This window comes from Flavobacterium sediminilitoris (assembly GCF_023008245.1).
Taxonomy (GTDB): Bacteria; Bacteroidota; Bacteroidia; order Flavobacteriales; family Flavobacteriaceae; genus Flavobacterium; species Flavobacterium sediminilitoris.
The window spans coordinates 2,848,289-2,872,283 of record NZ_CP090145.1; the positions used below are offsets into that span (position 1 = coordinate 2,848,289).

Consider the following 23,995-nt stretch of genomic DNA (forward strand, 5'->3'; position numbering starts at 1 on the left):
AAATATGAAATTTTACGTTAGAGCTTATCGTGAACAAATTAAGGAAGATCTACTTTATCCTTGTTTTATTTTAGTTAGTAATAATTGGGATGATTACGGTTTTAAGACAACTTTTCAGTTACAATATTATCATTCTAGGAATGAAAGATTTATAATTGAGGAAGTTAAGATTATGGATTTGAATTTAGAAGAGAAGGAAGGATTTACTTTATTAAATAGTCCTTTTGAAAATTTGGAAGATAATTTTGCTTCATTAGGAACTGGAATTAAATATTATGAGCAATTAAAAAAATTAAAAAAAGAATATGAAATTGATGTTTTAAAAGTTTTAGACTCTTTGAATGATCTTGCTTGTATGCCTGGTTTGTATGGGAATTTTGAAGATTCAAGTGCTCTAAAACATTCTCTTTTGAGAGAAAGGGAAGCTAAAACAGCTCTACAGCTTGGAAGTAGTATTATTAGTGGAGAAGGAAAAAAATATACCATTGAATTTACATTTACAACAACTTTAAAAGATGCTTTAAATCCCCATATTGTTAATTTTAAATTTGATAAGAGAAAAAAAATTCCATTAAGAACTTTTGCTATAATTGGAAAAAATGGAACAGGCAAAACCGTTTTTTTATCAAATTTAGCTAACTCTTTAAATTACTCAAGAACAAAAGACTTTACAAATACTTTTAATTCTAGAAAAAATATAAAACTAAAAGAACATGAAATTGGTTATTTTAATAATCAAATTGGACCTCCTTTTGGAAAAATAATTGCTTTATCTTATAGCATGTTTGATACTTTTAGAAGACCAAAGCCATCTAAAAGATTTTCTTATGTTTATTGTGGATTAAGAAATCAAAATGATGAAATAGATAAAATGGAATTATTTAAAAGACATATTGCATCTTTAAAAGTAATTAATAATGATTATTTAAAAAGAGAAGCTTGGGTAAGCACATTGAGTAAATTTGTAAATCTTGAAGATTTAGGTTATGATTATGATAAATGGATATACACAATTAAAAATATTGACGAGATTGAAAAATCAAATTCTATAAATTTAAGTTCTGGTCATAGTATCATTATTTATACTTTAACTGAATTGATTGCAAATATTTCAACAAATGCACTCATTCTATTTGATGAACCTGAAAATCATTTACATCCAAATGCTATTTCGAATTTAATTAATTCTATAAATGATTTAATGTCTGATTTTGATTCATTTGCTATAATTTCAACTCATTCCCCAATTGTAATTCAACAAATTCCTTCAAAAAATGTATATGTCTTTGAGAGAGATGAAAATATTTCATATACAAGACCACTAGACATTGAATCATTTGGTGAAAATTTAACAACAATCTCTGAGCATATTTTTGAAACTAATGAAATTAAAGATGGCTTTAAAACTGTGTTGAAAGACTTAACTAAAAAATATAGTCTAGAAGAAATTATTCAAATGTTTGATAATAAATTGAGTTTAAATGCTAAAATCTATTTAAGCAGTTTATTTAATAAAAATCAATAATGAAAAATCTTAATAATATTTCTACTGAAAATTTAATTGATTGGTATACTAATATAGTAAACAATAAAGACCATGGAGATATAAGAGATAATCTATTAGCACTAACAGATGATATAAAAAATAGATTTGATGATTATATAGATAAGTTTAGTTCTAGTGAATTAATTACAATTGAAGATTCTTTATATATACAAAATCATCCTAATTTGGTTAGTTGTTATAAAAGTGAGGGGAATACTTTAAAATTATTAAAGAAAGCTATAAAAGATAATCAAGATAATGATTTAAAAGGTGTTTGTCAGTATTGTGGAATTCTAAAACCTAAAACTTATGATCATTATTTACCAATTTCAATATATCCTGAATTTTCAGCTTTAGCAATAAACTTAATACCATGCTGTAAAGATTGCAACGGAAAGAAAAAGAACTATTGGAAAGAAAATCAAGAAAGAGGAATTATAAATTTTTATATTGATAATATTCCTGATAGTCAATTTCTCTTTGGGAATGTTATATTTGTATCAGGTATTCCACATATCGAATATCAATTATTGAATCCCAATAATATTATCAACTCCTTCTTTTTTGACATTGCTAAGAAGCATTATAAAAGACTCGAATTATTACAATTGTTCAAAGATACATCTACGGATGAATTAGGAGAAATGATAAGAATGTTCAAAATATATGTTGCAAACCCTACGGTTGAAGATTTAAGTCAAAAATTAAATACTGATGCTAATCAATTACAAATGCAGTTTGGATTGAATTACTGGAAAGCAGTAATGAGACTTACACTTTCACAATCTGAACCCTTTTTAAATTATTTAATAAACCAAATAAACAAATGAGCAAAGAAAACACAAACGCATCCAGTATAGTCAGTAAAGTATGGGCTTTTTGCCAAACCCTTAGAGACGATGGTGTTGGGTATGGTGATTACTTGGAACAACTAACGTATTTGTTGTTCCTAAAAATGGCAGATGAATACACTAAACCACCACACAATAGAACCATGCCTATTCCTAGCGAGTTTGCTTGGGAAACCTTAACTAATAAAAGTGGTAGCGAGTTGGAAAGCCATTATAACATAATGTTACGCGAACTGGCAAAAGAAAAAGGAATATTAGGACAAATCTTTGTCAAGAGTCAAAACAAAATACAAGACCCAGCCAAGTTGTATAAGCTCATCGCTTTAATCAATGCCGAAAGTTGGATTTTAATGGGCGTAAAAGACAAAGGGGATATCTATGAAGGTATTTTAGAAAAGAACGCAGAAGACACTAAGAGTGGAGCGGGTCAGTACTTTACCCCAAGACCTTTAATTAAGGCTATGGTAGAATGTCTGCAACCCGAACCTATGAAAACCATTGCGGATCCAGCTTGTGGTACAGGAGGTTTCTTTTTAGCAGCTTATGATTGGATTGTAGAAAATCGTAACCTAGATAAAGAGGCAGCCAAGTTCTTGAAATATGAAACGTTTTTTGGTAATGAAATTGTAGCGAGTACAAGACGTTTGGCTTTAATGAATTTGTTTTTGCATAACATTGGAGACATTGATTCTGATAATTTTATTTCACCAAATGATTCCTTAATAACCGATTCAGGCACTCGTTTTGATTACATCCTTGCCAATCCACCTTTTGGTAAAAAAAGTAGCATGACGTTTACCAATGCAGACGGTGAACAAGAAAAAGAAGATTTAACGTATAACCGTCAAGACTTTTGGGTAACAACAAGCAATAAGCAGTTGAATTTTGTGCAACACATTCGCACTATGCTTAAAACTACAGGTCAAGCCGCAGTAGTATTACCTGATAATGTTTTATTTGAAGGTGGTGTGGGTGAAACAGTTCGTAAGAAATTATTAGAAACTACCGATTTACACACTATTTTACGTTTGCCTACAGGTATTTTCTATGCCAATGGTGTAAAAGCAAATGTGTTATTCTTTGATGGAAAACCGTCAAGCAAAGAACCTTGGACAAAAGAGGTTTGGGTCTATGATTATAGAACCAATGTACATCATACCTTAAAAAAGAATCCTTTAAAACTTTCCGATTTAAAAGACTTCATTGATTTATATAAATCTGGCAATAGAGCTAAACGAAAAGAAACCTACAATGCAGAAACCAATCCAGAAGGACGTTGGAGAAAGTTTGGTTATGATGAAATTATAGCAAGAGATAAAACTAGTTTAGATATCACATGGTTAAAAGACAAATCATTAGCGGATTTAGATAACTTACCTGACCCTGATGAATTGGCTTTGGATATAGTAGAGAATATTGAGGCTGGTTTGGAGAGTTTTAGAGCGATAATTACGAGTTTGAAAAATTAAACGGACTACTTTTAGAAAAAATGTAAAAAAGTAAAATACAGTTTAATATTCCTATATGCCTAAGTACTTCAATTGAAAAATGAATCACTATCTATTTTGTAATAATTTGAAATAATTGCAACCAAAAACTTTTATCAATAAGAGTAAAACCATGGATTTAAAAAATATAACAAACTTGTTGCATCAAGTAAATACAATCTCTAAGTATAATAAAGAACTTGCTCGACTTAATGGAGAAAATTTTAATATTTTTTCCATTCTTGGGATGGAATCAGATGAAAATAAAACACATTCAAGATTTATTGCCGAACTTTTAAATCCAAAAGGTTCACATGATTTAGGTGCTATTTTTCTTGAATTATTTTTAAAACAAATCGATTTAAATACGGTATCTTTAGATAGCAACAATACCAATGTTTTTATAGAAAAATCGATTGGTAAAACAAATTATTTAGATAAATCAGGAGGACGCATAGATATCGCCTTAATAGATGATAAGAATCACAGCATATATATTGAAAATAAAATATATGCAAATGATCAAAATGCCCAAATTGAAAGGTATTACAATCATAATACAGATAAAAGTACTGTCCTATATTTAACACTACTAGGTAACGAACCTACACAAAAAAGCAAGGGCAATTTAGTATCAGGTACAGATTTTCATTGCATCTCTTATAAATATACGATTGTTGAATGGCTAGAAAAATGTGTAAAAGAAGCATCAACACAACCAGTGCTGAGAGAAACCATTAAACAATACATCATTTTAATTAATAAACTAACAGGACAATTAACAAACCAAAAAATGGAAGAAGACGTAATAAAACTTATTCAAGCTAATTTTGAAAGTGCAAGTCTGATAAATTCAAATTTTGACAATGCTAAATTTAGTATTGCAGAAAAAGTAAGAAATAGATTATTTCAAAGATTTGAAGTAACTTTTTCAGAAAAATATCGAATGATAAAGTCAGGAAAAATTAGTGATACGTATGCTAAGATTATGTTTTATCCTATATCATATCAAGATTTAGGAATATCTATTAGTATTGAATCTTTTAGTGGAAATGGACACCATCAAGGTAAGCTATTTATCGGTTTTTTAGATATAGGAGATAACAATAGATCCCTTTTTAGTGAATTTAATGTTCCTATATGGGGATGGTGGCGTAATTTAATAGAGTTTAATAATTTTGAAGGCCTTCCAGTTAGTTTTAAAGATATAAATCTCTTACAACTATTGATTAATGAAGAAAAAGCAATAGATAATTTAGTAGAAACACTATTTAGCCAAACAAAAAATTATATAGATGAAAATGAATTTATATTGTTAGAAATATATAAAAAACTGCATCTTATAACTCAAAATAAATAAACTAGTAAAAAATAGATGTATAAAAGACATACAACTGAGAATTCAATGAAATGTATATCGAACTCAAGTTAATTCATAGCTCATAGTTTTTCATTACTCACAATCTTGTCATTCCGACGCTAGGAGGAATCCTATTAGTAACAATCAATCACACCACCTTGTCATGCTGTAAGCATCCCATAAGTAGCTCCACAAAACAATTCAAAGATTCATTTCTAACTTCTAACTTTTCATTTCCCCACCATCTTTCATTCCGACGCTAGGAGGAACCCCATTAATAACAATCAATCACACATCTTGTCATGCTGTAAGCATCCATAAGTAGCTCCCCAAACCAATTCAACACTTCATTTCTAACTTTTCATTTCCCCATCATCTTGTCATTCCGACGCTAGGAGGAATCTCATTAGCAACAATCAATCACACCATCTTGTCATGCTGTAAGCATCCCATAAGTAGCTCCACAAAGCAATTCAACACTTCATTTCTAACTTCTAACTTTTCATTACTCACAATCTTGTCATTCCGACACTAGGAGGAATCCCATTAATAACGATTAATCACACATCTTGTCATGCTGTAAGCATCCCATAAGTAGCTCCACAAAACAATTCAAAGATTCTTTGAAACTGTAAATTTATTTCAAGAGACCACAAACCCACAATCCACAACCTATAACCGAGAACAAAAAACAAAAAAACTCCCTGCTGAACAACAACAAGGAGTCTAAAAAATAACAGAGATCAAACAATTACAATACATCTAAAATATGCAAAACATTATAAGATTCATTTTTTAAAGAATACTGCACCCCATTAACCTCTTGGAAAAAAGTAATACCAATCAAAAAAAGTTGTACACCCGTACCCGTAGGAACAGCAGTAGGAGTTAACACCGGTGAAACAGCCGTATAATTAATAGGAACATTCACCACCGCGCTATAAGCCAACTCAGAAACCTCCGTTTCAAAATCAATAGCCAAAGCAGCACTTTGAAAACTCACATGCGTAGCCCCTGGAGGAAAAAGCAATTGCTCAGCCGGAATAAAATCATTAATACTAACACCTCCCGTCGAAGTATCCAATACATAAGGAGCAAAAAACACAGTATTAAACGGAGCATTCGCATTAAAATCAAACCCCTTCAAAACCATCCTTCCCTCAAGAGAAGACAAACCAAGCCCCACTCTTCGCATACCCCTAGAAGAAGTTAAATCCAAATTCTTAATACGAGACATAACCGTTAGCAAACGACTAGAAAGCTTACTATCCTTAGCCTTGAAAACCATACTTCCCAAAGCCAAACGAAGCACCTTGCCACTCTTGCCACTATGCCCAAACTCCGTATTATTCTCGCGAGTACGAACAAAATTCGAGTCATTTTCAATACGCTCCTTAGAGATACCCCCTTTTCTGCGTACAAAAATCTTCCCATTTCTTTTGTAGAAAGTAAGATCCTCAACCGTACCTTCAATCTTGATAATTCCATTAATTTTTGCCATAGCATATAAAATTTAAGTGAAACAAAATGTGATCTCAAAATCACTTGTAAAACCAAAATCAAGCACAATGCCAAAGACCAAAAAAACAACCCAGCACTTCTGTAATAGACTGATATTGCCGTTTTTGCCGAAAACAACAACAAGAAAGCTAAAAAAATGTTAATAGATAATTCCTACAAATAATTGGAATAATTATTGTCCTCAAAAAAACTATAAAGCCCTATCAAAGCCTTATCAAAGTCCTATCAAAGCCTAGGATAAGTGCAATAACACACCAGTAAGCAATAATGAAGTATAATCATAAAAATAAACAACATGAACAGAATTTGTATCTACCCAAAAGACATCCAGAGAATAACAGGAAAAAGCGAAAGACAATGCCGAAACATTATTGCTAACATAAAAAAACAACTAAATAAACAAAAACACCAAGTAATCACACTAGAAGAATTTTGTGAATACATGGGACTGCAAATAGATCAAGTACTACAATTCATTAAATAAGCAAGCAAATTACCAAAATTCAAATGTAAAGGCAGTAATTCAAATAAGCGGTAATAGTAATAAAAATAAATAAAAAACAATTTCAAAAGAAGAAACACAAAATATTCTAATACTAAACTTCTTACAAGACCTTATTTTTGAGATATTTAACTCTTTTAAAATTTTGATAGTTATGGAAAATAAAATTCACAAAATTGTATTAAAAAAAATGTAATAAATTAAATACATTTGAGTTATTGATAAATAAACTTTTAAATTCAATATTTTTAGATAAATAAATGATTAAATCACCAACTCATAAAATATGTTTTATTGTTTTAAATATTTTAATAGTTTCTTTTGTTTCCTGTAATACTTTAAAAGTAAGTAAACACACAAATAAATACATAGAATATACTCATAACATAAATAAAGCAGAATCATACGTTTTGAATGGAGAAAACAGCAAGGCCTTAACGTATTATTCAAAAGCCCTAAATATAAAAGTAAAACCAATTGCTAAAAATTGTTTTACCGCAATGCAAGTTGCAGCCGTTGAAAATGATAAGAGACAATTTAAAAAATTCCTTATTAATGGAATGGAAAGAGGATTATTACCTGAATATTTTTATAAAGATACCTTATTAAATGAATATATGAATAAACATGTTGGTAAGGATTTTATTGAAAAAAAATTTCAGATTGCTAACCAAAAATATAAAAGCCAAATTAACCAATATATGGTTGACACAATTAATAAGCTTTCAGATTTAGATAATAAATGGAAGATACATTATTTAGACTCCTTGTCAAACATAGATACAGTTAATAAAGCACTTTATGAAAAAAAATATGATTCCATCGTTAAAGAAATTGTCGAAAATAAATTAATTCCAATAATTCAAGAACACGGATTCCCAGAAGAAAGAATGATTGATGTATATCGTATAGGAAGAAAAAACTCATATAGTTATACATTTGGAAATAACAAAGCGAAACTCATTTTAATTCATTATTACACTTTTCCAAGAGAAAATAATGATATTAACAATTTATTAAAAGAAGAAGTCTATAAAGGAAATTTACCATCAGATTTATATGCTGAAATTATTGACTTTTATGCTTTAAAAAGCGATTCTAAAAGTTATTATAACGAATGGCATCAAACAAAAGATTCAACTTTATTTGAAGAAATAGATCGTAAAAGATTAGAAATTGGTTTATTACCATTCAACGAAAAAGCAAAGAAATACGATAGAGGGAAAAAGACATGTAAAGAAATCAGAGAAAATAAAGCATATAAACAAATTAAACTTTTTTATTGGTGTGGATAAATAATTGATACTTTACAGTTTTTATACGTAGGTTTTTAGATTATCTGTGTAAAAAATCAATTTTCTTTTTGATATAAGCTATCTAAAACAGCAAGGTCTGCTTTAATTTCAGATATATTTTGACTAAAAGTAGCAATAGAAAAAAGTATGATGATGATTTGAAGTAGTTTTTTAATGTTATTTCTAAAATTCCCACCATTTTCGACTGCTAAGATTTATTGTAACATTGCCTATTTCATCAATCTCCCAAATAGAAGTAGCTTCAATTGTTATTGTATTTCTTTCTAAAAAATCAGAGATATCTTTATCAAAATTTAATATATTTTTTCCTAATCGTGGTATTGGTATTATGTTTGAATCATTATTTTCAATTTTCATTATGCGTTCTTTTAATAACTTTAAAATCTCATTAGAATAACTTGATTTTATATTTTTTGGAATATTAAAATTTTCATCAAAATGAAAATAATCAGTTATAAGTATTGAAAAAAATTGTTTGTTCATTATGTCATAATAAAAAATTCTTCATTAGACTGACTAAAAGCAATTTGTAACCAATTTTGAACCTGTTCTTGATAGGTTATTTCTAATTCAGATTCATTCTCAAGCATAAAAAAATAATTTTAAAAAGTAAATATAAAACATTTCCAAAAACAAAACAGCCTCAATTATAGAAACTGAGGCTGTTTTTTATATCATTTAAAAAATATTATTTCTTCTCAATCCATTCTCTTGCATTAACAAAAGCTTCAATCCATGGAGAAACCACATCGTTTCTATCTTTTGGATAATGCGCCCAGTTCCAAGGGAAAGTAGAACGCTCAATATGTGGCATCATCACTAAATGTCTTCCAGTAACATCACACATCATAGCCGTGTTAAAATCAGAACCATTTGGATTAGAAGGGTAACTTTCGTAACCATATTTAGCTACAATATTATATTGGTCTTCGCTATAAGGCAGATTAAACTTTCCTTCACCATGTGAAATCCAAACCCCTAAGGTACTTCCCGCTAAGGTTTTCAACATCACTGAATTATTCTCTTGTATCGTTACCGAAGTAAAACCACTTTCGTGTTTGTGAGAATCGTTATGCAACATTTTACCATGCACTTCATGCTCTGGATTAATCAACTCTAATTCCATCATCAATTGACAACCATTACAAATACCAACCGATAAAGTATCTTCTCTTTTGAAGAAGTTTTTCAAAGCGGTATTAGCTTTTTCATTGTATAGAAAGGCTCCAGCCCAACCTTTAGCACTTCCTAATACATCCGAATTAGAGAATCCTCCAACAGCACCAATGAACTGAATATCTTCCAAAGTTTCACGACCCGAAATCAAATCGGTCATGTGAACATCTTTAACATCAAAACCAGCTAAATACATCGCATTAGCCATTTCACGCTCAGAATTACTTCCTTTTTCACGAATAATAGCCGCTTTTGGTCTTGTTCCACTTTGAGTAACAGGAGCCAATCCAGTAAAGTGAGTTGGGAATGTATAGTTCAACGGTTGATTGGCAAAGTTTTCAAAACGTTCTAACGATTTTCCATTTTTGGTTTGTTTTTGGTCGAGTAGGAAAGAGGTTTCAAACCACATTTCTCTATATTGGTTAATATCGAAAGATAAAAGTCCAAGGTCTAAAGTAGTACTGTTAGAAACTTTTCCTAATTTAAATACTTCAACACCTGCTAAAGCTTTTTCAAAGGCAGCATCGTCTTTTGCTTGTAAAACAATTCCAATGTTTTCTGCAAAAAGGATTTTAACTAAGTCTTTTTCGGCAAACGAACTAAAATCTAATGCAGCACCAACATTTACATCAGCAAAACACATTTCTAGTAAAGTAGTAATTAAACCACCACTTCCTATGTCATGTCCAGCAACAATTAAATCAGCTTTTATCGCTTCTTGAATAGCATTGAAGGCCTTTTTAAAGAAAGCACTATCTTTTATGGTTGGAGTTTCACTACCAATCTTATTTTGTATTTGCGCAAACGAACTTCCACCTAATTTAAAATCATCTTGCGATAAATTGATATAGTAAACAGAACCTTTATCGTTTTGGAAAACAGGTTCCACAACTTTAGTAATGTCATTACAGTTTCCAGCAGCAGAAATAATTACAGTTCCAGGAGCAATAACCTCATCATTAGGGTATTTTTGCTTCATAGAAAGCGAATCTTTCCCAGTTGGAATATTGATTCCTAATTCGATAGCAAATTCCGAACACGCTTCAACAGCTTCATACAAACGAGCATCTTCACCTTCGTTTTTACAAGGCCACATCCAATTGGCAGACAAAGAAACACTTTTTAAATTGTCTTTTAAAGGAGCAAAAACAATGTTAGACAAAGCCTCAGCAATAGCATTTCTACTTCCTGCTTTTGGATCAATTAAAGCAGAAATAGGAGAGTGTCCAATAGAAGTAGCAATACCTTCCTTTCCATTATAATCTAAAGCCATGACACCTACATTGTTTAAAGGCAATTGTAAAGGTCCAGCACATTGTTGTTTGGCAACTTTTCCACCTACACATCGGTCTACTTTATTCGTTAACCAATCTTTACAAGCAACTGCTTCTAATTTTAGAACCTCTTCTAAATAAGTAGGTATATTTTCTTGCGAATAAACTATTTCTGAATAATTTCTATCTATCGTTTTATCCGTCATAATAGTTTTAGGAGAACTTCCAAAGAAATCTTCTAAAGCATAGTCCATAGGTTTTGCACCAGTAGTTTTGCTTTCAAACGTAAAACGATGATCACCCGTTACATCACCCACCTGATACATAGGAGCACGTTCCCTGTCTGAAATGCGTTGTAAAGTGTCAATATCTTGTTTACCAATAACCAATCCCATTCTTTCTTGCGATTCGTTACCAATAATTTCCTTAGCCGATAAAGTAGGGTCTCCTACAGGTAATTTGTCCAAGTCGATTAATCCACCTGTTTCTTCTACTAGTTCCGATAAACAATTCAGATGCCCACCAGCACCATGATCGTGAATAGAAACAATAGGGTTGTTATCGCTTTCTACCAAACCACGAATAGCATTAGCAGCACGTTTTTGCATTTCAGGATTCGAACGTTGGATAGCATTTAATTCAATTCCCGAACTAAATTCTCCTGTATCTGCTGAAGAAACAGCAGCTCCACCCATTCCAATTCTATAATTCTCACCACCAAGAATGACAATTTTATCACCTTCTTGAGGTTTCTTTTTTATCGCTTGATCTAATTTTCCGTAACCAATTCCACCAGCTTGCATGATTACTTTATCGTAACCCAATTTACGAGCCTGCTCTTCATGTTCGAAAGTAAGAATAGAACCCGTAATCAAAGGTTGTCCAAATTTATTTCCAAAATCAGATGCCCCGTTAGAAGCTTTGATTAAAATATCCATTGGAGTTTGATACAACCATTTTCTTTCAGCCATACCATTTTCATAACTTCTGTTGTTAGTCAAACGCGAATAAGAAGTCATGTAAACCGCAGTTCCAGCTAAAGGTAAAGAACCTTGTCCACCAGCTAAACGATCACGAATCTCTCCTCCAGAACCCGTTGCAGCACCATTGAATGGCTCAACAGTAGTTGGGAAATTATGAGTTTCCGCTTTTAAAGAAAGTACCGATTCAAACTCTTTTTTCTCGTAAAAATCAGGTTTATCTGCCGATTTAGGTGCAAATTGCTCCACTTTTGGTCCTTTTATAAAAGCAACATTATCTTTATAAGCCGAAACAATATCATTTGGATTTTCAGACGATGTCTTTTTAATTAATTTGAATAAAGACGTTTCTTTTTCTTTTCCATCAATTACAAAAGTTCCGTTGAAAATTTTATGACGACAGTGTTCTGAATTCGCTTGTGAAAAAGCAAATACTTCAGAATCAGTTAACTTTCGTCCTATTTTCGCAGCTAAATTATTTAAATACTCAATTTCCTCATCATTTAGAGCTAACCCTTCTGTTTGATTGTATTTTGCAATATCATCAATTTCAAGAATAGCTTCAGGAGAAATATTAATAGTAAAAATTTCTTGATTTAATTCGGAATATTTCTGAAAAAGCATCGGATCAAAATCTAAATAAGCTTCTGTTACTTTTTCAAATTCTTCAATTCTAATAATGCCTTCAATCCCCATATTCTGAGTAATCTCAACAGCATTAGTACTCCAAGGTGTTATCATGGCAGCTCTTGGACCAACAAAAAAAGCATCAATTGATGCCTGAGTCTTGTTTTGATCATCTACAAGTAAAGAAGCGTTAAAAAGCCAATTTAATTTCGATACAGTTTCTACTGATAGTTCATTTTGAGATTGAACAGCAAATAGAGTAGCAGTTTCGTTTCCGAAAAAATGAATCATTGTGTTGTGTTGTTTTATTCCGTTGTGTCCCATACAATTTGGTCCACTTCAGGCGTTGTTGTTTATGATGCAAATTTATTTTAAAAATATTGAAGTTCAAAAGATATTTGTAGCAACTTGATAATAAAAAATAGAGATGACTCAAAAGGCTTGAATAATCCCAGATTATGCCTTAGACTTTGTTATGAGAGAAAGGGATGCAAAATAGTTGCGAAGTACAGAAGTTTTGACCCACAAATGTAATATTAACTACATTGAGGACGTAAAACCGAATACTGAAGCAAATATAAAGTAGCCCTTTTTCGTAATAGAACTCTAATGTGTAATTTGAGATAATGAGATATTGTCACTTAATTTCTGTTCTAAATTAAGACTCCTTGTTTTTCTTTCTTTTTAAAAGAAAAAGAAAGAAAAAATAGTTGCATCCATTATTTTTTTGAACAATCTCCAGTATTTCTTTATAATTTCTGTTTAGCTAGAAAGGTTATTTTAGCGTTAGTTCGAGTATTTTTTGTGCAATAAAATGGAACAAAAAATGTATCGAGAACATATTAATGATGCTTCTCAATATAATTTCCCTTCATCCCTCTACGGAAAACCACTCGCCCCGAGGCAAAACCGAATGGAACAAAGCGAAGTGACCGAGAACCAGATTAAACTTACATCAAACTCACGTTATTTATGTGTCTGTTAAACCTCAAAAACCCGATGTTAAGCTATTCAAATTCTTACAGTTAAATTACATCTAAAAAACAAACTTTCTTTAAATCACTTTAAAAGAGATTGAGTCTTTATGTTTTTTCAGATTATTTTAAAAAAGGGGAGTTGTGCAACAGTTACTGCCGTTACCTGCTTCAGAACTATCTTTATTATTAGTAGTTTTTAAGATGTTTTGATAAAAGTCCTTAAGTTCTTACGGACTCATTATTTTCGCAAATTCAATCATTCTTGTTATGTTAAATGGCAGGTAACGGTGCGTATAAACGCAGTAGCGGATTATTGTTATGCCTCTGCTTTTCAGGTAACAATATGCTTTAATAAAATGGAATAGCGGGTTAAGATTGTACTTAACCCGCTATTGCATTTATACATTGTTGTGCACAGACTTTATCATTCCATTTCAATTATTTTTTGGTCTTTAAGTATCCCTTTTCCACCAGCCATAAGACTATTGATTTTGTTGTCTTCTATGTCCAAGTCTACTATGATAAGACTGTTAGATGGTTTTTCCATATACTTACCTTGTTGGATTTTGAATGTGTTTTTATTGATTTTAAAAATATCAAATAAATAACAAGCCAAAGGTCCGGCTGCCATCCCTGTACCCGATTCTTCCAAAATACCATAACGAGGACCAAACATTCTGGATGTTGCGTCCAAGTTTTCGCTTTCCGTTTCATCCGTAAAAACATAATAACCTATCAAGTCAAATTCTGCACTTATCTCACTGATGAGTTCGTAGTTTGGTTTTATGCTAGCCAGTACTTTACTAGATTTTACCGGAATTATTATAAATGAATTTCCTGTATTAACCAATTTCATAGGAGCGTTTTCGATAAGTTGGCTTTTCTTAAGCCCTAATGATTCCAAAATCTGTATTTCTTTGTTCTCTACATCTAAATATCTGGGTGCTGATTGTTCCATAAATGCCAATTCTCCAATGAGCTTAATTCGTCGGTTGCCGTCAATGGTTTCTTTAGAAGATTCCTCATTGGCTAACCTGCCTAACTGTTTTAGATAAGAGAACGTTGCAACGGTTGCGTGCCCGCAATGTGCAATCTGTTTTGTCGGGGTGAAAAAGTCCAGTTTAAAATCTGCAAATTGAGAACGGGAAACAAATGCAGTTTCAGAAAGGCCTACTTTTTTCGCAATTTTAAGTTTGTCTTTTATTGACAGGTTGTCTGCATCAAGAACGACTCCCGCAGGATTACCACCTGAGTTATTTTCTGCAAATGCATTAAGAATCTGTACTGTTATTAATTTTTTTTTGTCCATTGTAAATAATTTTGGATTGTTTAGAAGATGGACGCAAAAGTTTCAAAAAAGACGAAGTTTAATTTAACTTTTTTGGAAACCGAGTATATTACCTGAAATATCCGATTCTACATTCGGACAATCAAGAATATCTTCTTTCAGAATATTTCTTGCCTTTTGAACCCTTGATTTTGCACCTGAATAAGAAAGCTGTACTTGTTGTGCATATTGTTTTTGTGAAAACTTTTTCAAGTAAGTAAGAACGATTGCTTCTTTATATTCTTTTGTAAGATTTTCTATTTTTCTATTTATACAGTCAGTAAGTTTTGCATATTCAAAATCTTGATCGTTGTCTTCATTTAAATTCAAGTTTTTCATAAGCACTGAATCATTTTTCTTTTTCCGATAATAGTCTATAATCGTGTTTCTGGTAATTTGATATACCCAAGATGTAAGCTTCGATGTTTGCTCAAGTCGATGTAAATTTTCCTGTACTTTAAGAAAGACATCTTGCAAAATGTCTTTTACCGTATTTTCATCTTTAACTTTGGAAAGAATGAAGATATATAACTCTTCGTTTAAATCAATCCATATGGTTTCAATTTTATCCTGCATTTTTTTAGTTTGCCACTAATGTTTTGTAGCTAGCCTTTGTGGCGGTGATTCAAGACTAACTTTAGCAAATATAAAATTATTTTGGCTAACTGCGGTTTTTCAGAAGTAAAAACCAAGCCCAAGTCATTGAGGCTAAATGCTGTTAGCGGTTCGGTTTACGCACCCAGTTTACGTCTTGGTCAACCAACCGAAAAAAGATTTCTTTTTTCTCAAGCTAAATTTTGTTCCATCGTCTTTATAACCTGAAGGGAAAACAGGACTCTTAATTCCGAAAGGTCCAGTCCCACCTTTTTGATAATAAAACTCATTAACGTCGTCAGAATAGCGTCCCGAACATAGTAGTTGAAATACTGTATGATCTTTTTTAATTGACTCCACGGATATGTCAATCCAAACAGGAACTTTGTTTTTACGACATAATAAATCAACAACTTCTGTGGCTGTAACAAGTTCTACTGTTTTGTCGTTGTCGTTTGGATAAATATCGAACTGCTTTAAGTTTGTTTGGGTCGTCGTGAGAAAAATTAAGCCTAACATTATATTTAAAGTCATTTGGTAAATTGTCTAGAACATAAATTTTTGCAAAGTCAAATGCTAACTTAGAGGAGTCTGTGAATAATTTATGAAATTCTGTCTTTGTCATTGAAAATATCATTGTCATTCATCCGAAATTTATTTTCAGACAACTTTTTCCACGTACATTATCGTAGTTGACCTATCTCTTTTGTTGTAAAGTTTTATTTAAAATTCTTGAGTATTGATTTTTCAGCTTGCAGGTAACGGTTTTGTATATGAAAAGTAGAGGATTTATCCACTAAGTTTTCGGATTATAACAGACCTTTAATGTATTTATTTTATTTCGATTAAGCGATTAAACTGCTATTTCTTATAAGCGCTGTTAGCAGAAGATTTTTAAATAATATTTAGAGCTTTCTTCTGTTGCTCAGTTAAGTTCCATTTCTCTTGTATATCCAAATTTAATAAAATGCAATTTATTTTTAAATTTGAATTTGAATTTGACTTTTTTAACTGATTATACCATTCAAATGATTGTTCATTAAATTTATCAACAAATTTTGCCCAATTAATTATAACATAAATATTATTTTTTTCTGTTAAATCTTGATGTAATGGAGAAATATATTTAAGCCAATCATTGATAGTTACGTTTTTATTAAATTTTAAAGAATTGATTTTTTCAATTTCATTAATAACCTGCGAACATTCATTATCATTAAATCTGTTTTTAACCAAATAACCATTAGAATTAAAGAATAAAATCTCAGGGACTTGAAGTTTATCATTATTGTTAAGGTAAACAAAACTATTAAAATCTTTAATAGTATATAAATCATTTTCTTCTAATTTTACTTCATTGTCAATAAGGTAGTTGTTTAAGGTTTCTTTGTTTTCAATTGTGAAAGAAATTGATATATTTTTTTGTGCAGAGCAAGAGATAAAAATGATAAAGAAAAAAAGTTGTATTAATTTACTCATAGTTAATAATTTAAAATCCCTGCTTTGTTTACAAAACAGGGATTTATTATTTAATTAATTAGATATTTTTACTTCAAACATTGAGTTTGATTCATTTTTAATGAAAGTATATTGACCTGCTTTGATAGTAAAATTATCTGACAAACCCAAGTTGTCAGTTTCTTCTTTATCAATTGTGTAATTTTCTTCTAAAATTAGATATTTACCTCCATATTCTTTAATAATATCTCTCATGTTTTCTTCATCAACTTGAAGGATAAAATTATTAGAATCAATATTCTTTATGTTAGCAGCAAACATTCTATTACCATATACTGTTGCTTCAAGAGATTCTACTTTAATTTTAACTTTTTTCAGCTTACATATCCCAAGTCTAAAGCAATTCATTGATTTTCTACCAATTGTCCATACAGTTGTCACACTGCCACCTCCATCTTCTTTTAAAAATGATGTGTCATTTTTAAAAGCTTCACGTTCTAAATTCTCAGTATCTTCGTTTGAAGAGCAACTTGTAGTTAAAATTAAGCTTGTAATGATTCCAAGTGTTAAAAAAACTTTTTTCATAAAATATAAGTTAATTGTTAATAATAGTGAGAAAACGTTATGTCAGAAATTTTATTATCTAAATGCAGAATGTTTGTTTAATTTTCTGCTAACATTTTGCAGCTTGGCACAGTAACAGCTGCATGAACAATTATTTTCTGTTAAAGATAAAATTTATTGCGAAATGTAAACGTTTATTTACTACAAAATTCGCAATCTTGCCAAGCGCTTGTTAGCAGTAGGTTTTTTAATCATCTGCGGTTCCTTTTCTTGCTGGCTCAATATTGTCTGGCAAATTTGCTTTTACAATTTTTAGTGCTTCTTCTGCATTTCCTTCGCCAAGGTATTCATTTCTATTTTTTGTCACTACAAACTGAATTTCAAATCTATTAATATCCAGCTCATTAATCCTTTTTGCTCCTTTAATAGGGAAGTAGTTCTCAAATTGTTTTGGTGTCACATTTGGTAAATCAAGTGTGTCGTATGGATAACCTGTACATCTGCTAAAACATAAGGTGTACAGACTTGTAAAAGGAAATAACTTATTTAAAATGTTGTCATTAATTGCAAGTTTAAGAAAAGCATTAAGTTCAGTTCTCGGTTTTGATTGGTCGTTCAGAATTAAGTTCCAAGCATATTCTACTTCTTTATTTTCGTCAAATGCAAATGCTTTGTCGTTTGGCAGTACAAATAAGAATTTGTCAGCGAGTTCTTTTGTAGAAATGTCGTTGCATAGCCAAAAATCTATAACTTGAGCGAGTTCTGAAATGTCTTTAGTCTGACCATTTGCAAGACAAACACCCTCTTTCCAAAAGTCAGATAAATATATTTTTTCTTCTGCACTAATGTAAACTTGTGAAAACCTGTGACCGTTTTCAATTCTTGCATATGTCAATGGAATTTTATCCAATTCATTGTCTTGAGAAACTTTTAAAGTTGAATTAAGCTTTTTTAATTCAATATCTATTGCATTACGGAGTCCACCAACATTTTCCAACTCGGGATACATTTTCTGAATAGTTGTCTTTGATTTAAAAATATTTAAAAATTTCTTCCACATTTTAGTTATCTGTTAGTGTCGCACTAAACTTACTGCTAACGGTCTCGGTTATGTGCAGTGGCGTGGTTTAGCGTTAAACTTAGCTAGTATACACCAAATTGAAAATCCGTGAGGATTTTCAGAAGTAGGCGAGAACAAGCAATTACTTATGGCCATTGTTGTGCGACGTTTTTTTTATTCATAATCTGGAATGTTTAGCCCCAATATTAAATTTCTATTGGCTGTCCAAATTCCAAATTCCATTTTTAGTTTTACGATTCCAGAACCACCTCTATTTTTATTCAATTGTTTTTTTTTTGCTGTTAGTTTAGGGTCACTTTCAAAAAAATAACTATCAATATAATAGGAAATAGTATTAGGTTCTTTCACATAAATATGAATATGTTCAGGTTCTTGAACTTTCGGATATGGCGCTGGTCTGAAGGTATAAAAAGTAAATTTTCCGTCTTTGCCTGTTTTTAACCACCCTCGATATTGTCCGTGAGTTTTTTCCCAACCAATAGGTTTTTCACTTGGTTGATAAACTCCATTTAGGTCAGTGTGATAAATGTATAGTATTACATTTTCTGCTGGTGTTTTTCCGTCTTTTTGAAATACAGTTCCTGTTATTTTTATTTTTGGCTCATTATTTTCAAAGCCTGGCAAAGTATCAGTTGATTTTGGTTTAATATTCAGCTCTTTAAAATCTAAAACTGCTTCACAATCTTGACAAGGTCCTCCAACATTTCTTTCAATATTAGAGTTTGATTGCCCTTTACAGGAACAAACAAAAAAAGTCAATAATAACATTCCTAAGTATATTTTCATTCTCAATGTTTTTCAAATGTTGCACAATCTGTTTATAGGTACTACATATATAGCATTTTTCATATTACAATTATCAACTAGATTTTCTATTTATCTTAAACTTTACAGAAGTCTTCTTAGAAGAATATTCTTTTGGTTTACTTCTAAATTCACATAGTGAATAAATTGTAATTGAAGGGCCTAGCTATTCTTTTCTACAAACTTAAACCATTCCTCACAAACACACAATACGTATAAATACGTACAAAAGACAATTCCATCTCTTTTTCAAAGATAATGCAGTGCTTTTTTAATTTTTTACGGAAAACAGTAAACAAGAAAAAAAATCAGGAGTGCTATGTTATGTACTCTCCATTTGTATCACTTCCCTCAAAGAGCGTTTTGTAGTTTCGTTGGCTATCCCTTTTAGCTTAAACCCAGAGTTTCTAATCCCTATTTGGGATTATTACACTTGTAGGTAATACATAATTAGGATTTGGCTCACTTTTATAATAAAAAGAGGTTGTCTTATAAAAACCTTTTAGGTTCTATAAAACAACCTCTATTAGAGTTGTTGTGTTACCAACAATATATCTTAAAACAGTTTATTACGATTATTGAATAACAAGTACTTTAGTCGTGATGTTGTTTTCTTTATTTATTTTAACAAGATAAGTTCCTTTTGGAAACGTTGGAAAACGTTCTACACTTACAATCTCTTTTTCAAGTATTTTTTGCCCCACTATTGAATAAATTTCTATGGTAAAATTGTTTTCGCCCTCTATTGTAAATGAACCGTTTGTAGGATTTGGAAATATTTTGAAGTCATATTCTTTTGTTGTTATGGATAACGCTGTCTTATTTCCTAAGCCATTACAAGTGTCAATACTGTAAGTATCCCAATCACTATTGCTAAATGATGTTTTAGGAGCTGTTGCTGTGCTTTTTCTTCTTAGGGTAATATCAGAAGCAAAGTTTGATGAACCTCCATTATAAGTGCCTATTATATCAATTAATACTCCATTTTTAAATAATCCTATAGGATCATTACCATTATAAGCCATTTCAGTAGCACTAGTTGTTAGATTTGCATTTGAATAGCAACTTGAAGAAATGGCACTATTAACAATTACATATTTACCATTATTTGCGATAGTTCCACTCAAAGTTAATCCAGTACTCCAAGAACCAGAACCATTGGTTTGTTTTTTAATAGAATAGGAGGCTAAATTAATACTATTACCTGTTTCGTTCTTAATTTCAATCGCCTTATTGTTTGATGAACCTTCAATATATTCAGATAAATACAAGTCACTTTTTGTAGTGGTATTTCCTCCATCTGGATTGCTACCTCCAGAAGTTCCTCCCCAAATAGCATTTACGTAGCTTGGATTATCAATAAAGGGGTTTCTATTGTTTTGACGAGCATAAATGGCATTGTTTCGTTCAATTTCTCTTGCACTAACAGGATCTTGTGCATGCCATGCTAAAAGCATATTTAGGAAAGGAGTAGTAAAAACCTGTGTACTAGTATTATTAAACATATCGTAATTGTAATTTGCAACTGTATTTTGATAGCGTGTTGCAAAATAAAAATACATACGAGCTATATCTCCTTTAAAAGCATCTACAGGTTCAAAAACAGTCCCAGAATATCCAGAAACAGCACTTGTTCCTAATTTACTTCCATTTCTAGTTGTTATAGATGCTGATGCAACATCTCCGTGAGGATAATTAGAGCGAATACCATTTACTTTTCCATCTGTAGGTGTTATAAAATGAGCATCTGCAACCATTGGAGAAGCAGAATTAAATACAGATTGAGGAATCATGTGTTCCCTATTATAACAATTCCCTTCTACAGAGTAAGTACCACATTGATTTGAACCATAAGTAAAATTATAAGGATCTCTTCCATTTTGAATTTCAGAGTATAAATCGAAAATAGTATTATCATTTTCGTTTTGATGATCCCTGTCAGATGTGCTATATGTAGTCCATAAACCACTATATCCTCTATTGGTATGATTTTTAATTATATTGTAGAGTTGAGTTTTTAGTGTATAACCGCTACCAGTAGCAGCAGAATAATAACCATTTGGAGCTTGTGCGTAAGTAATACAGCTTGAGAGTATTACAAAAAATAATACGTTAATTTTTTTCATAATAGTGTGTTTTGGTTTTTAGTAAAATTAAACACAAAAATTAAATTTAAAATTAACGTATTATTAATTTATTAACATTTTTGTTAAGAATTTTTAAATAAAAGTTATTTTCTTCTTTTTAATAAGATTTCCATCGTTTTATATTCAACATTATCATAACCAGTATCATATATTTCTAATCTATGTGTGTCATTGTCAATATAAGTAATTACTTCTCTCATCACTTTCATTTTTTTTGTTACAGGGTCAATGCTTTGTCCTTCCATTTTTAAAACATTAGACTCCTTATCTAATTTTCCCCTCATAGTAGTAATACCAGAACTCATATTGTCTATCCAAGTAGAAATGTATTCTTGTGATGCATTATCAAAAGACATCGTTCCTCTTCCTTCAAATGGCATACCCATAAAATCTCCTTTATGAATCATTTCCTGATGCAATCCATTAAGAATCATTCTATATTCGGCTGTTGCTTTCGTGGTTTCTGGTTGTGCGTCTGCACTCATCCACATAGTTAATTCTTCATCCCAAATCCCATTATCCTTAGCTAAGTTTGTATGCATATCTGAAGGAGTCATATAATCCATCCATGCTTTATTTATTGTAGCAGAATCAGGAATTGAAACAGGTTCTTCAATTGCAATTTCTGTAGTATCAATGACTTCTTTAGTTACTTCAGGTTCAGGAGTTTCAACTTTTTTACAAGAAACAATACTTATTGAAACCAATAAGAGAGGTAGTGCTAATTTTTTCATAATTAAAAGTTTTTAGAATTTGTTTAATCTTTGTTTAATCAAAGATAGTAAAATTATAAGCACCAATATCAGTAGGGTTTATTCTTGGATATCCTAGAATATCATTTGTTCCAGATGAGAAATTAAAATCTGCACTTCCTTTTGCAGCCGAATTTTCACCTATATATAATTGATTATCATTTGGGTTTTTAAAATCCGGTTTATTCGTGTTTGAATTTGTAGCAATTAGACAATTTGTGTATTTACTTCCTGTAAATTGATATTCTGGATGCGATGAAAACTGATTACTAAAATCATTAAATTTTATTAAACAATTATTAAACTGATAATTAAAATTAGAGTCACTTCCTTCTTTTTTTAATGAGATAGAATAGTTGGTAGAACTGTAAATAAGACAATTGTTGAAATTAGCCTGTGTTAAAGCATAAATAGGATTACCATCATAATCATCAATTACGATAGCAGTTTGATTTGGAGTAGGCCAATAGTTAGCAAAAGTACAATGAGTAAAATCATAGTTTCCTCCAAATGTACAAGCTAAACTAGACTGTCCAGAATTATTGATGACTATGTTTGAACCTGTAATATTACCTGTTCTGGCTAAAATTCCGACGTTACTAGAATTGTATATTTGAACATTGTTCATGGTTAGTGTTGGAATGTTTGTTTCATCATTTCCTGTTACTAAAAAGCCTACAGTTGCATTTTTTAAGGTTAAATTAGTAATAGTATTATTAACACTTCCTTTAGTTAACCATATCGTTCCCCATTGCCCAGGTATTTCTGAAAAATTAGGTTCTAAACGATCTCCTTCAAAAATAACTTCATTTTCTAAATCATCAGTATTTGAAAGGGTTCCATTAACTTGTAAAGATGCGTTATTTGCAACTATTAACCCTGATTCGGCATGAAAATGTACTCTTGCTCCAGCATCTACAATAAGCGTTTTATTTGAAGGAACAACTGCATAACCATATATTACATAAGGTTTCAAATTGGTCATGTGCAATTCATTTCCGTTAATCGGATCCGTCTCGTCGAGTACAGTTCCTCTAATTTCAATAGGATTTCCATCGTTATCTATTCCTAAATTTATTGTTTCATAAGTAAAACTCTCATCAGGATTTTGTGTTCTTTGAGGATATATGAAATAAGCATCTTGAATTAATGTTACTAATTCTACTTCTTGAGTTTGGCTACCTTCACCAAATAAAATAGTATCAGTATATAAAAAATCAGTTGGATCTGTGTCTATGACATCAGCAGTAACTTCAATAAAAATATACATACTATCTTTGGCTAACATTTCAACACCTTCAAATACTTTTCCAGGAACACCATCTACCATTAATCGATATTTTGAATTATTTCCATTGCCTAATTGTATTTTTGGAATCGAAATATTCTTATTACTTTTATTATAAACCTTTAAAGTGTATGTACTTGAACCAATATTTGTGAAAACAGTATCTAAATACACAGTATCTTTTGAAAAAGCTAAATTTCCAGTACTCGATTCAAAGTCAAAATCATTTCTACAAGAATAGAAAACAGTAAATAATAAGATGAATATATAAAAGTAATTTTTCATTAGATTTCTTAGATTAGCAATTTTGATTTGTAAATGTAATTATTTTTTTAAAAGTATAACGTAGTATATATTGATTTG

The 23,995-nt window shown here is 30.7% G+C and carries 19 protein-coding genes; 6 read left to right on the forward strand and 13 right to left on the reverse strand.

The window, feature by feature from the left end:
- Positions 1 to 4 precede the first annotated feature (4 nt).
- From LXD69_RS12980 to LXD69_RS12995, 4 genes are all read left to right on the forward strand, one after another.
- Complete coding sequence (locus tag LXD69_RS12980; RefSeq protein WP_246915721.1) at positions 5 to 1,525, forward strand: ATP-dependent nuclease; 1,521 nt, start codon at positions 5 to 7, stop codon at positions 1,523 to 1,525.
- Positions 1,525 to 2,376, forward strand: coding sequence for an HNH endonuclease (locus LXD69_RS12985; protein ID WP_246915722.1), 852 nt, complete (start codon positions 1,525 to 1,527; stop codon positions 2,374 to 2,376). Before LXD69_RS12980 ends, LXD69_RS12985 begins: the two co-directional genes overlap by 1 nt.
- Positions 2,373 to 3,866 carry a class I SAM-dependent DNA methyltransferase gene (locus LXD69_RS12990; RefSeq protein WP_246915723.1) on the forward strand — a complete coding sequence of 498 codons (1,494 nt, stop codon included), beginning with the start codon at positions 2,373 to 2,375 and terminating at the stop codon, positions 3,864 to 3,866. Before LXD69_RS12985 ends, LXD69_RS12990 begins: the two co-directional genes overlap by 4 nt.
- Positions 3,867 to 4,017: 151 nt before the next feature.
- A complete protein-coding gene (locus tag LXD69_RS12995) occupies positions 4,018 to 5,244 on the forward strand; it encodes a PDDEXK-like family protein (RefSeq protein WP_246915724.1) in 1,227 nt (408 codons plus the stop codon).
- 751 nt (positions 5,245 to 5,995) lie between these two features.
- On the opposite strand, the gene LXD69_RS13000 is transcribed toward LXD69_RS12995, so the two are convergent.
- Entirely contained in the window at positions 5,996 to 6,745 is a 750-nt protein-coding gene (locus LXD69_RS13000) for a hypothetical protein (protein ID WP_045966932.1), read from the reverse strand.
- 315 nt (positions 6,746 to 7,060) lie between these two features.
- Here LXD69_RS13000 and LXD69_RS13005 point away from each other — a divergent pair, with 315 nt between their 5' ends.
- Together LXD69_RS13005 and LXD69_RS13010 are read left to right on the forward strand one after the other, a co-directional pair.
- On the forward strand, positions 7,061 to 7,249 hold the full coding sequence (locus tag LXD69_RS13005) for a hypothetical protein (RefSeq protein ID WP_082084288.1): 189 nt from the start codon (positions 7,061 to 7,063) through the stop codon (positions 7,247 to 7,249).
- Between the two features lie 278 nt (positions 7,250 to 7,527).
- Positions 7,528 to 8,562 (forward strand): hypothetical protein, encoded by a 1,035-nt coding sequence (locus tag LXD69_RS13010; RefSeq protein ID WP_246915725.1) that lies wholly within the window; start codon positions 7,528 to 7,530, stop codon positions 8,560 to 8,562.
- A 183-nt stretch (positions 8,563 to 8,745) separates the two neighbouring features.
- On the opposite strand, the gene LXD69_RS13015 is transcribed toward LXD69_RS13010, so the two are convergent.
- The 12 genes from LXD69_RS13015 to LXD69_RS13070 all read right to left on the reverse strand — a co-directional run bounded on the left by LXD69_RS13015 (position 8,746) and on the right by LXD69_RS13070 (position 23,917).
- Positions 8,746 to 9,066: a hypothetical protein gene (locus LXD69_RS13015; protein ID WP_246915726.1), complete on the reverse strand. Its 321-nt coding sequence runs from the start codon at positions 9,064 to 9,066 to the stop codon at positions 8,746 to 8,748.
- Between the two features lie 205 nt (positions 9,067 to 9,271).
- Positions 9,272 to 12,931, reverse strand: a complete 3,660-nt coding sequence (gene purL, locus LXD69_RS13020; protein WP_246915727.1) for a phosphoribosylformylglycinamidine synthase — start codon at positions 12,929 to 12,931, stop codon at positions 9,272 to 9,274.
- 1,110 nt (positions 12,932 to 14,041) lie between these two features.
- Positions 14,042 to 14,926 (reverse strand): PhzF family phenazine biosynthesis protein, encoded by an 885-nt coding sequence (locus tag LXD69_RS13025; protein WP_246915728.1) that lies wholly within the window; start codon positions 14,924 to 14,926, stop codon positions 14,042 to 14,044.
- A gap of 63 nt (positions 14,927 to 14,989) precedes the next feature.
- On the reverse strand, positions 14,990 to 15,520 hold the full coding sequence (gene sigZ / locus LXD69_RS13030) for an RNA polymerase sigma factor SigZ (protein WP_246915729.1): 531 nt from the start codon (positions 15,518 to 15,520) through the stop codon (positions 14,990 to 14,992).
- 168 nt (positions 15,521 to 15,688) lie between these two features.
- Positions 15,689 to 16,072: a hypothetical protein gene (locus LXD69_RS13035; protein ID WP_246915730.1), complete on the reverse strand. Its 384-nt coding sequence runs from the start codon at positions 16,070 to 16,072 to the stop codon at positions 15,689 to 15,691.
- Between the two features lie 360 nt (positions 16,073 to 16,432).
- Complete coding sequence (locus tag LXD69_RS13040) at positions 16,433 to 17,017, reverse strand: hypothetical protein (RefSeq protein ID WP_246915731.1); 585 nt, start codon at positions 17,015 to 17,017, stop codon at positions 16,433 to 16,435.
- A 54-nt stretch (positions 17,018 to 17,071) separates the two neighbouring features.
- Positions 17,072 to 17,581 carry a hypothetical protein gene (locus tag LXD69_RS13045; RefSeq protein ID WP_246915732.1) on the reverse strand — a complete coding sequence of 170 codons (510 nt, stop codon included), beginning with the start codon at positions 17,579 to 17,581 and terminating at the stop codon, positions 17,072 to 17,074.
- 226 nt (positions 17,582 to 17,807) lie between these two features.
- Positions 17,808 to 18,620 (reverse strand): DUF6193 family natural product biosynthesis protein, encoded by an 813-nt coding sequence (locus LXD69_RS13050; RefSeq protein ID WP_246915733.1) that lies wholly within the window; start codon positions 18,618 to 18,620, stop codon positions 17,808 to 17,810.
- Positions 18,621 to 18,794: 174 nt separating this feature from the next.
- Positions 18,795 to 19,427, reverse strand: coding sequence for a dioxygenase family protein (locus tag LXD69_RS13055; protein ID WP_246915734.1), 633 nt, complete (start codon positions 19,425 to 19,427; stop codon positions 18,795 to 18,797).
- 593 nt (positions 19,428 to 20,020) lie between these two features.
- A complete protein-coding gene (locus tag LXD69_RS13060) occupies positions 20,021 to 21,571 on the reverse strand; it encodes an endonuclease (RefSeq protein ID WP_246915735.1) in 1,551 nt (516 codons plus the stop codon).
- Positions 21,572 to 21,675: 104 nt separating this feature from the next.
- Positions 21,676 to 22,326: a DUF1579 domain-containing protein gene (locus tag LXD69_RS13065; RefSeq protein WP_246915736.1), complete on the reverse strand. Its 651-nt coding sequence runs from the start codon at positions 22,324 to 22,326 to the stop codon at positions 21,676 to 21,678.
- 34 nt (positions 22,327 to 22,360) lie between these two features.
- Positions 22,361 to 23,917, reverse strand: a complete 1,557-nt coding sequence (locus LXD69_RS13070; RefSeq protein ID WP_045966945.1) for a hypothetical protein — start codon at positions 23,915 to 23,917, stop codon at positions 22,361 to 22,363.
- Positions 23,918 to 23,995: the final 78 nt, after the last annotated feature.

What these genes read in the sequence shown, in the direction of transcription:
- LXD69_RS12980 (WP_246915721.1), top strand. Translation starts at nt 5, where the DNA reads ATGAAATTTTACGTTAGAGCTTATCGTGAACAAATTAAGGAAGATCTA.
- LXD69_RS12985 (WP_246915722.1), top strand. Translation starts at nt 1,525, where the DNA reads ATGAAAAATCTTAATAATATTTCTACTGAAAATTTAATTGATTGGTAT.
- LXD69_RS12990 (WP_246915723.1), top strand. Translation starts at nt 2,373, where the DNA reads ATGAGCAAAGAAAACACAAACGCATCCAGTATAGTCAGTAAAGTATGG.
- LXD69_RS12995 (WP_246915724.1), top strand. Translation starts at nt 4,018, where the DNA reads ATGGATTTAAAAAATATAACAAACTTGTTGCATCAAGTAAATACAATC.
- LXD69_RS13000 (WP_045966932.1), bottom strand. Translation starts at nt 6,745, where the DNA reads ATGGCAAAAATTAATGGAATTATCAAGATTGAAGGTACGGTTGAGGAT.
- LXD69_RS13005 (WP_082084288.1), top strand. Translation starts at nt 7,061, where the DNA reads ATGAACAGAATTTGTATCTACCCAAAAGACATCCAGAGAATAACAGGA.
- LXD69_RS13010 (WP_246915725.1), top strand. Translation starts at nt 7,528, where the DNA reads ATGATTAAATCACCAACTCATAAAATATGTTTTATTGTTTTAAATATT.
- LXD69_RS13015 (WP_246915726.1), bottom strand. Translation starts at nt 9,066, where the DNA reads ATGAACAAACAATTTTTTTCAATACTTATAACTGATTATTTTCATTTT.
- purL (WP_246915727.1), bottom strand. Translation starts at nt 12,931, where the DNA reads ATGATTCATTTTTTCGGAAACGAAACTGCTACTCTATTTGCTGTTCAA.
- LXD69_RS13025 (WP_246915728.1), bottom strand. Translation starts at nt 14,926, where the DNA reads ATGGACAAAAAAAAATTAATAACAGTACAGATTCTTAATGCATTTGCA.
- sigZ (WP_246915729.1), bottom strand. Translation starts at nt 15,520, where the DNA reads ATGCAGGATAAAATTGAAACCATATGGATTGATTTAAACGAAGAGTTA.
- LXD69_RS13035 (WP_246915730.1), bottom strand. Translation starts at nt 16,072, where the DNA reads ATGACTTTAAATATAATGTTAGGCTTAATTTTTCTCACGACGACCCAA.
- LXD69_RS13040 (WP_246915731.1), bottom strand. Translation starts at nt 17,017, where the DNA reads ATGAGTAAATTAATACAACTTTTTTTCTTTATCATTTTTATCTCTTGC.
- LXD69_RS13045 (WP_246915732.1), bottom strand. Translation starts at nt 17,581, where the DNA reads ATGAAAAAAGTTTTTTTAACACTTGGAATCATTACAAGCTTAATTTTA.
- LXD69_RS13050 (WP_246915733.1), bottom strand. Translation starts at nt 18,620, where the DNA reads ATGTGGAAGAAATTTTTAAATATTTTTAAATCAAAGACAACTATTCAG.
- LXD69_RS13055 (WP_246915734.1), bottom strand. Translation starts at nt 19,427, where the DNA reads ATGAAAATATACTTAGGAATGTTATTATTGACTTTTTTTGTTTGTTCC.
- LXD69_RS13060 (WP_246915735.1), bottom strand. Translation starts at nt 21,571, where the DNA reads ATGAAAAAAATTAACGTATTATTTTTTGTAATACTCTCAAGCTGTATT.
- LXD69_RS13065 (WP_246915736.1), bottom strand. Translation starts at nt 22,326, where the DNA reads ATGAAAAAATTAGCACTACCTCTCTTATTGGTTTCAATAAGTATTGTT.
- LXD69_RS13070 (WP_045966945.1), bottom strand. Translation starts at nt 23,917, where the DNA reads ATGAAAAATTACTTTTATATATTCATCTTATTATTTACTGTTTTCTAT.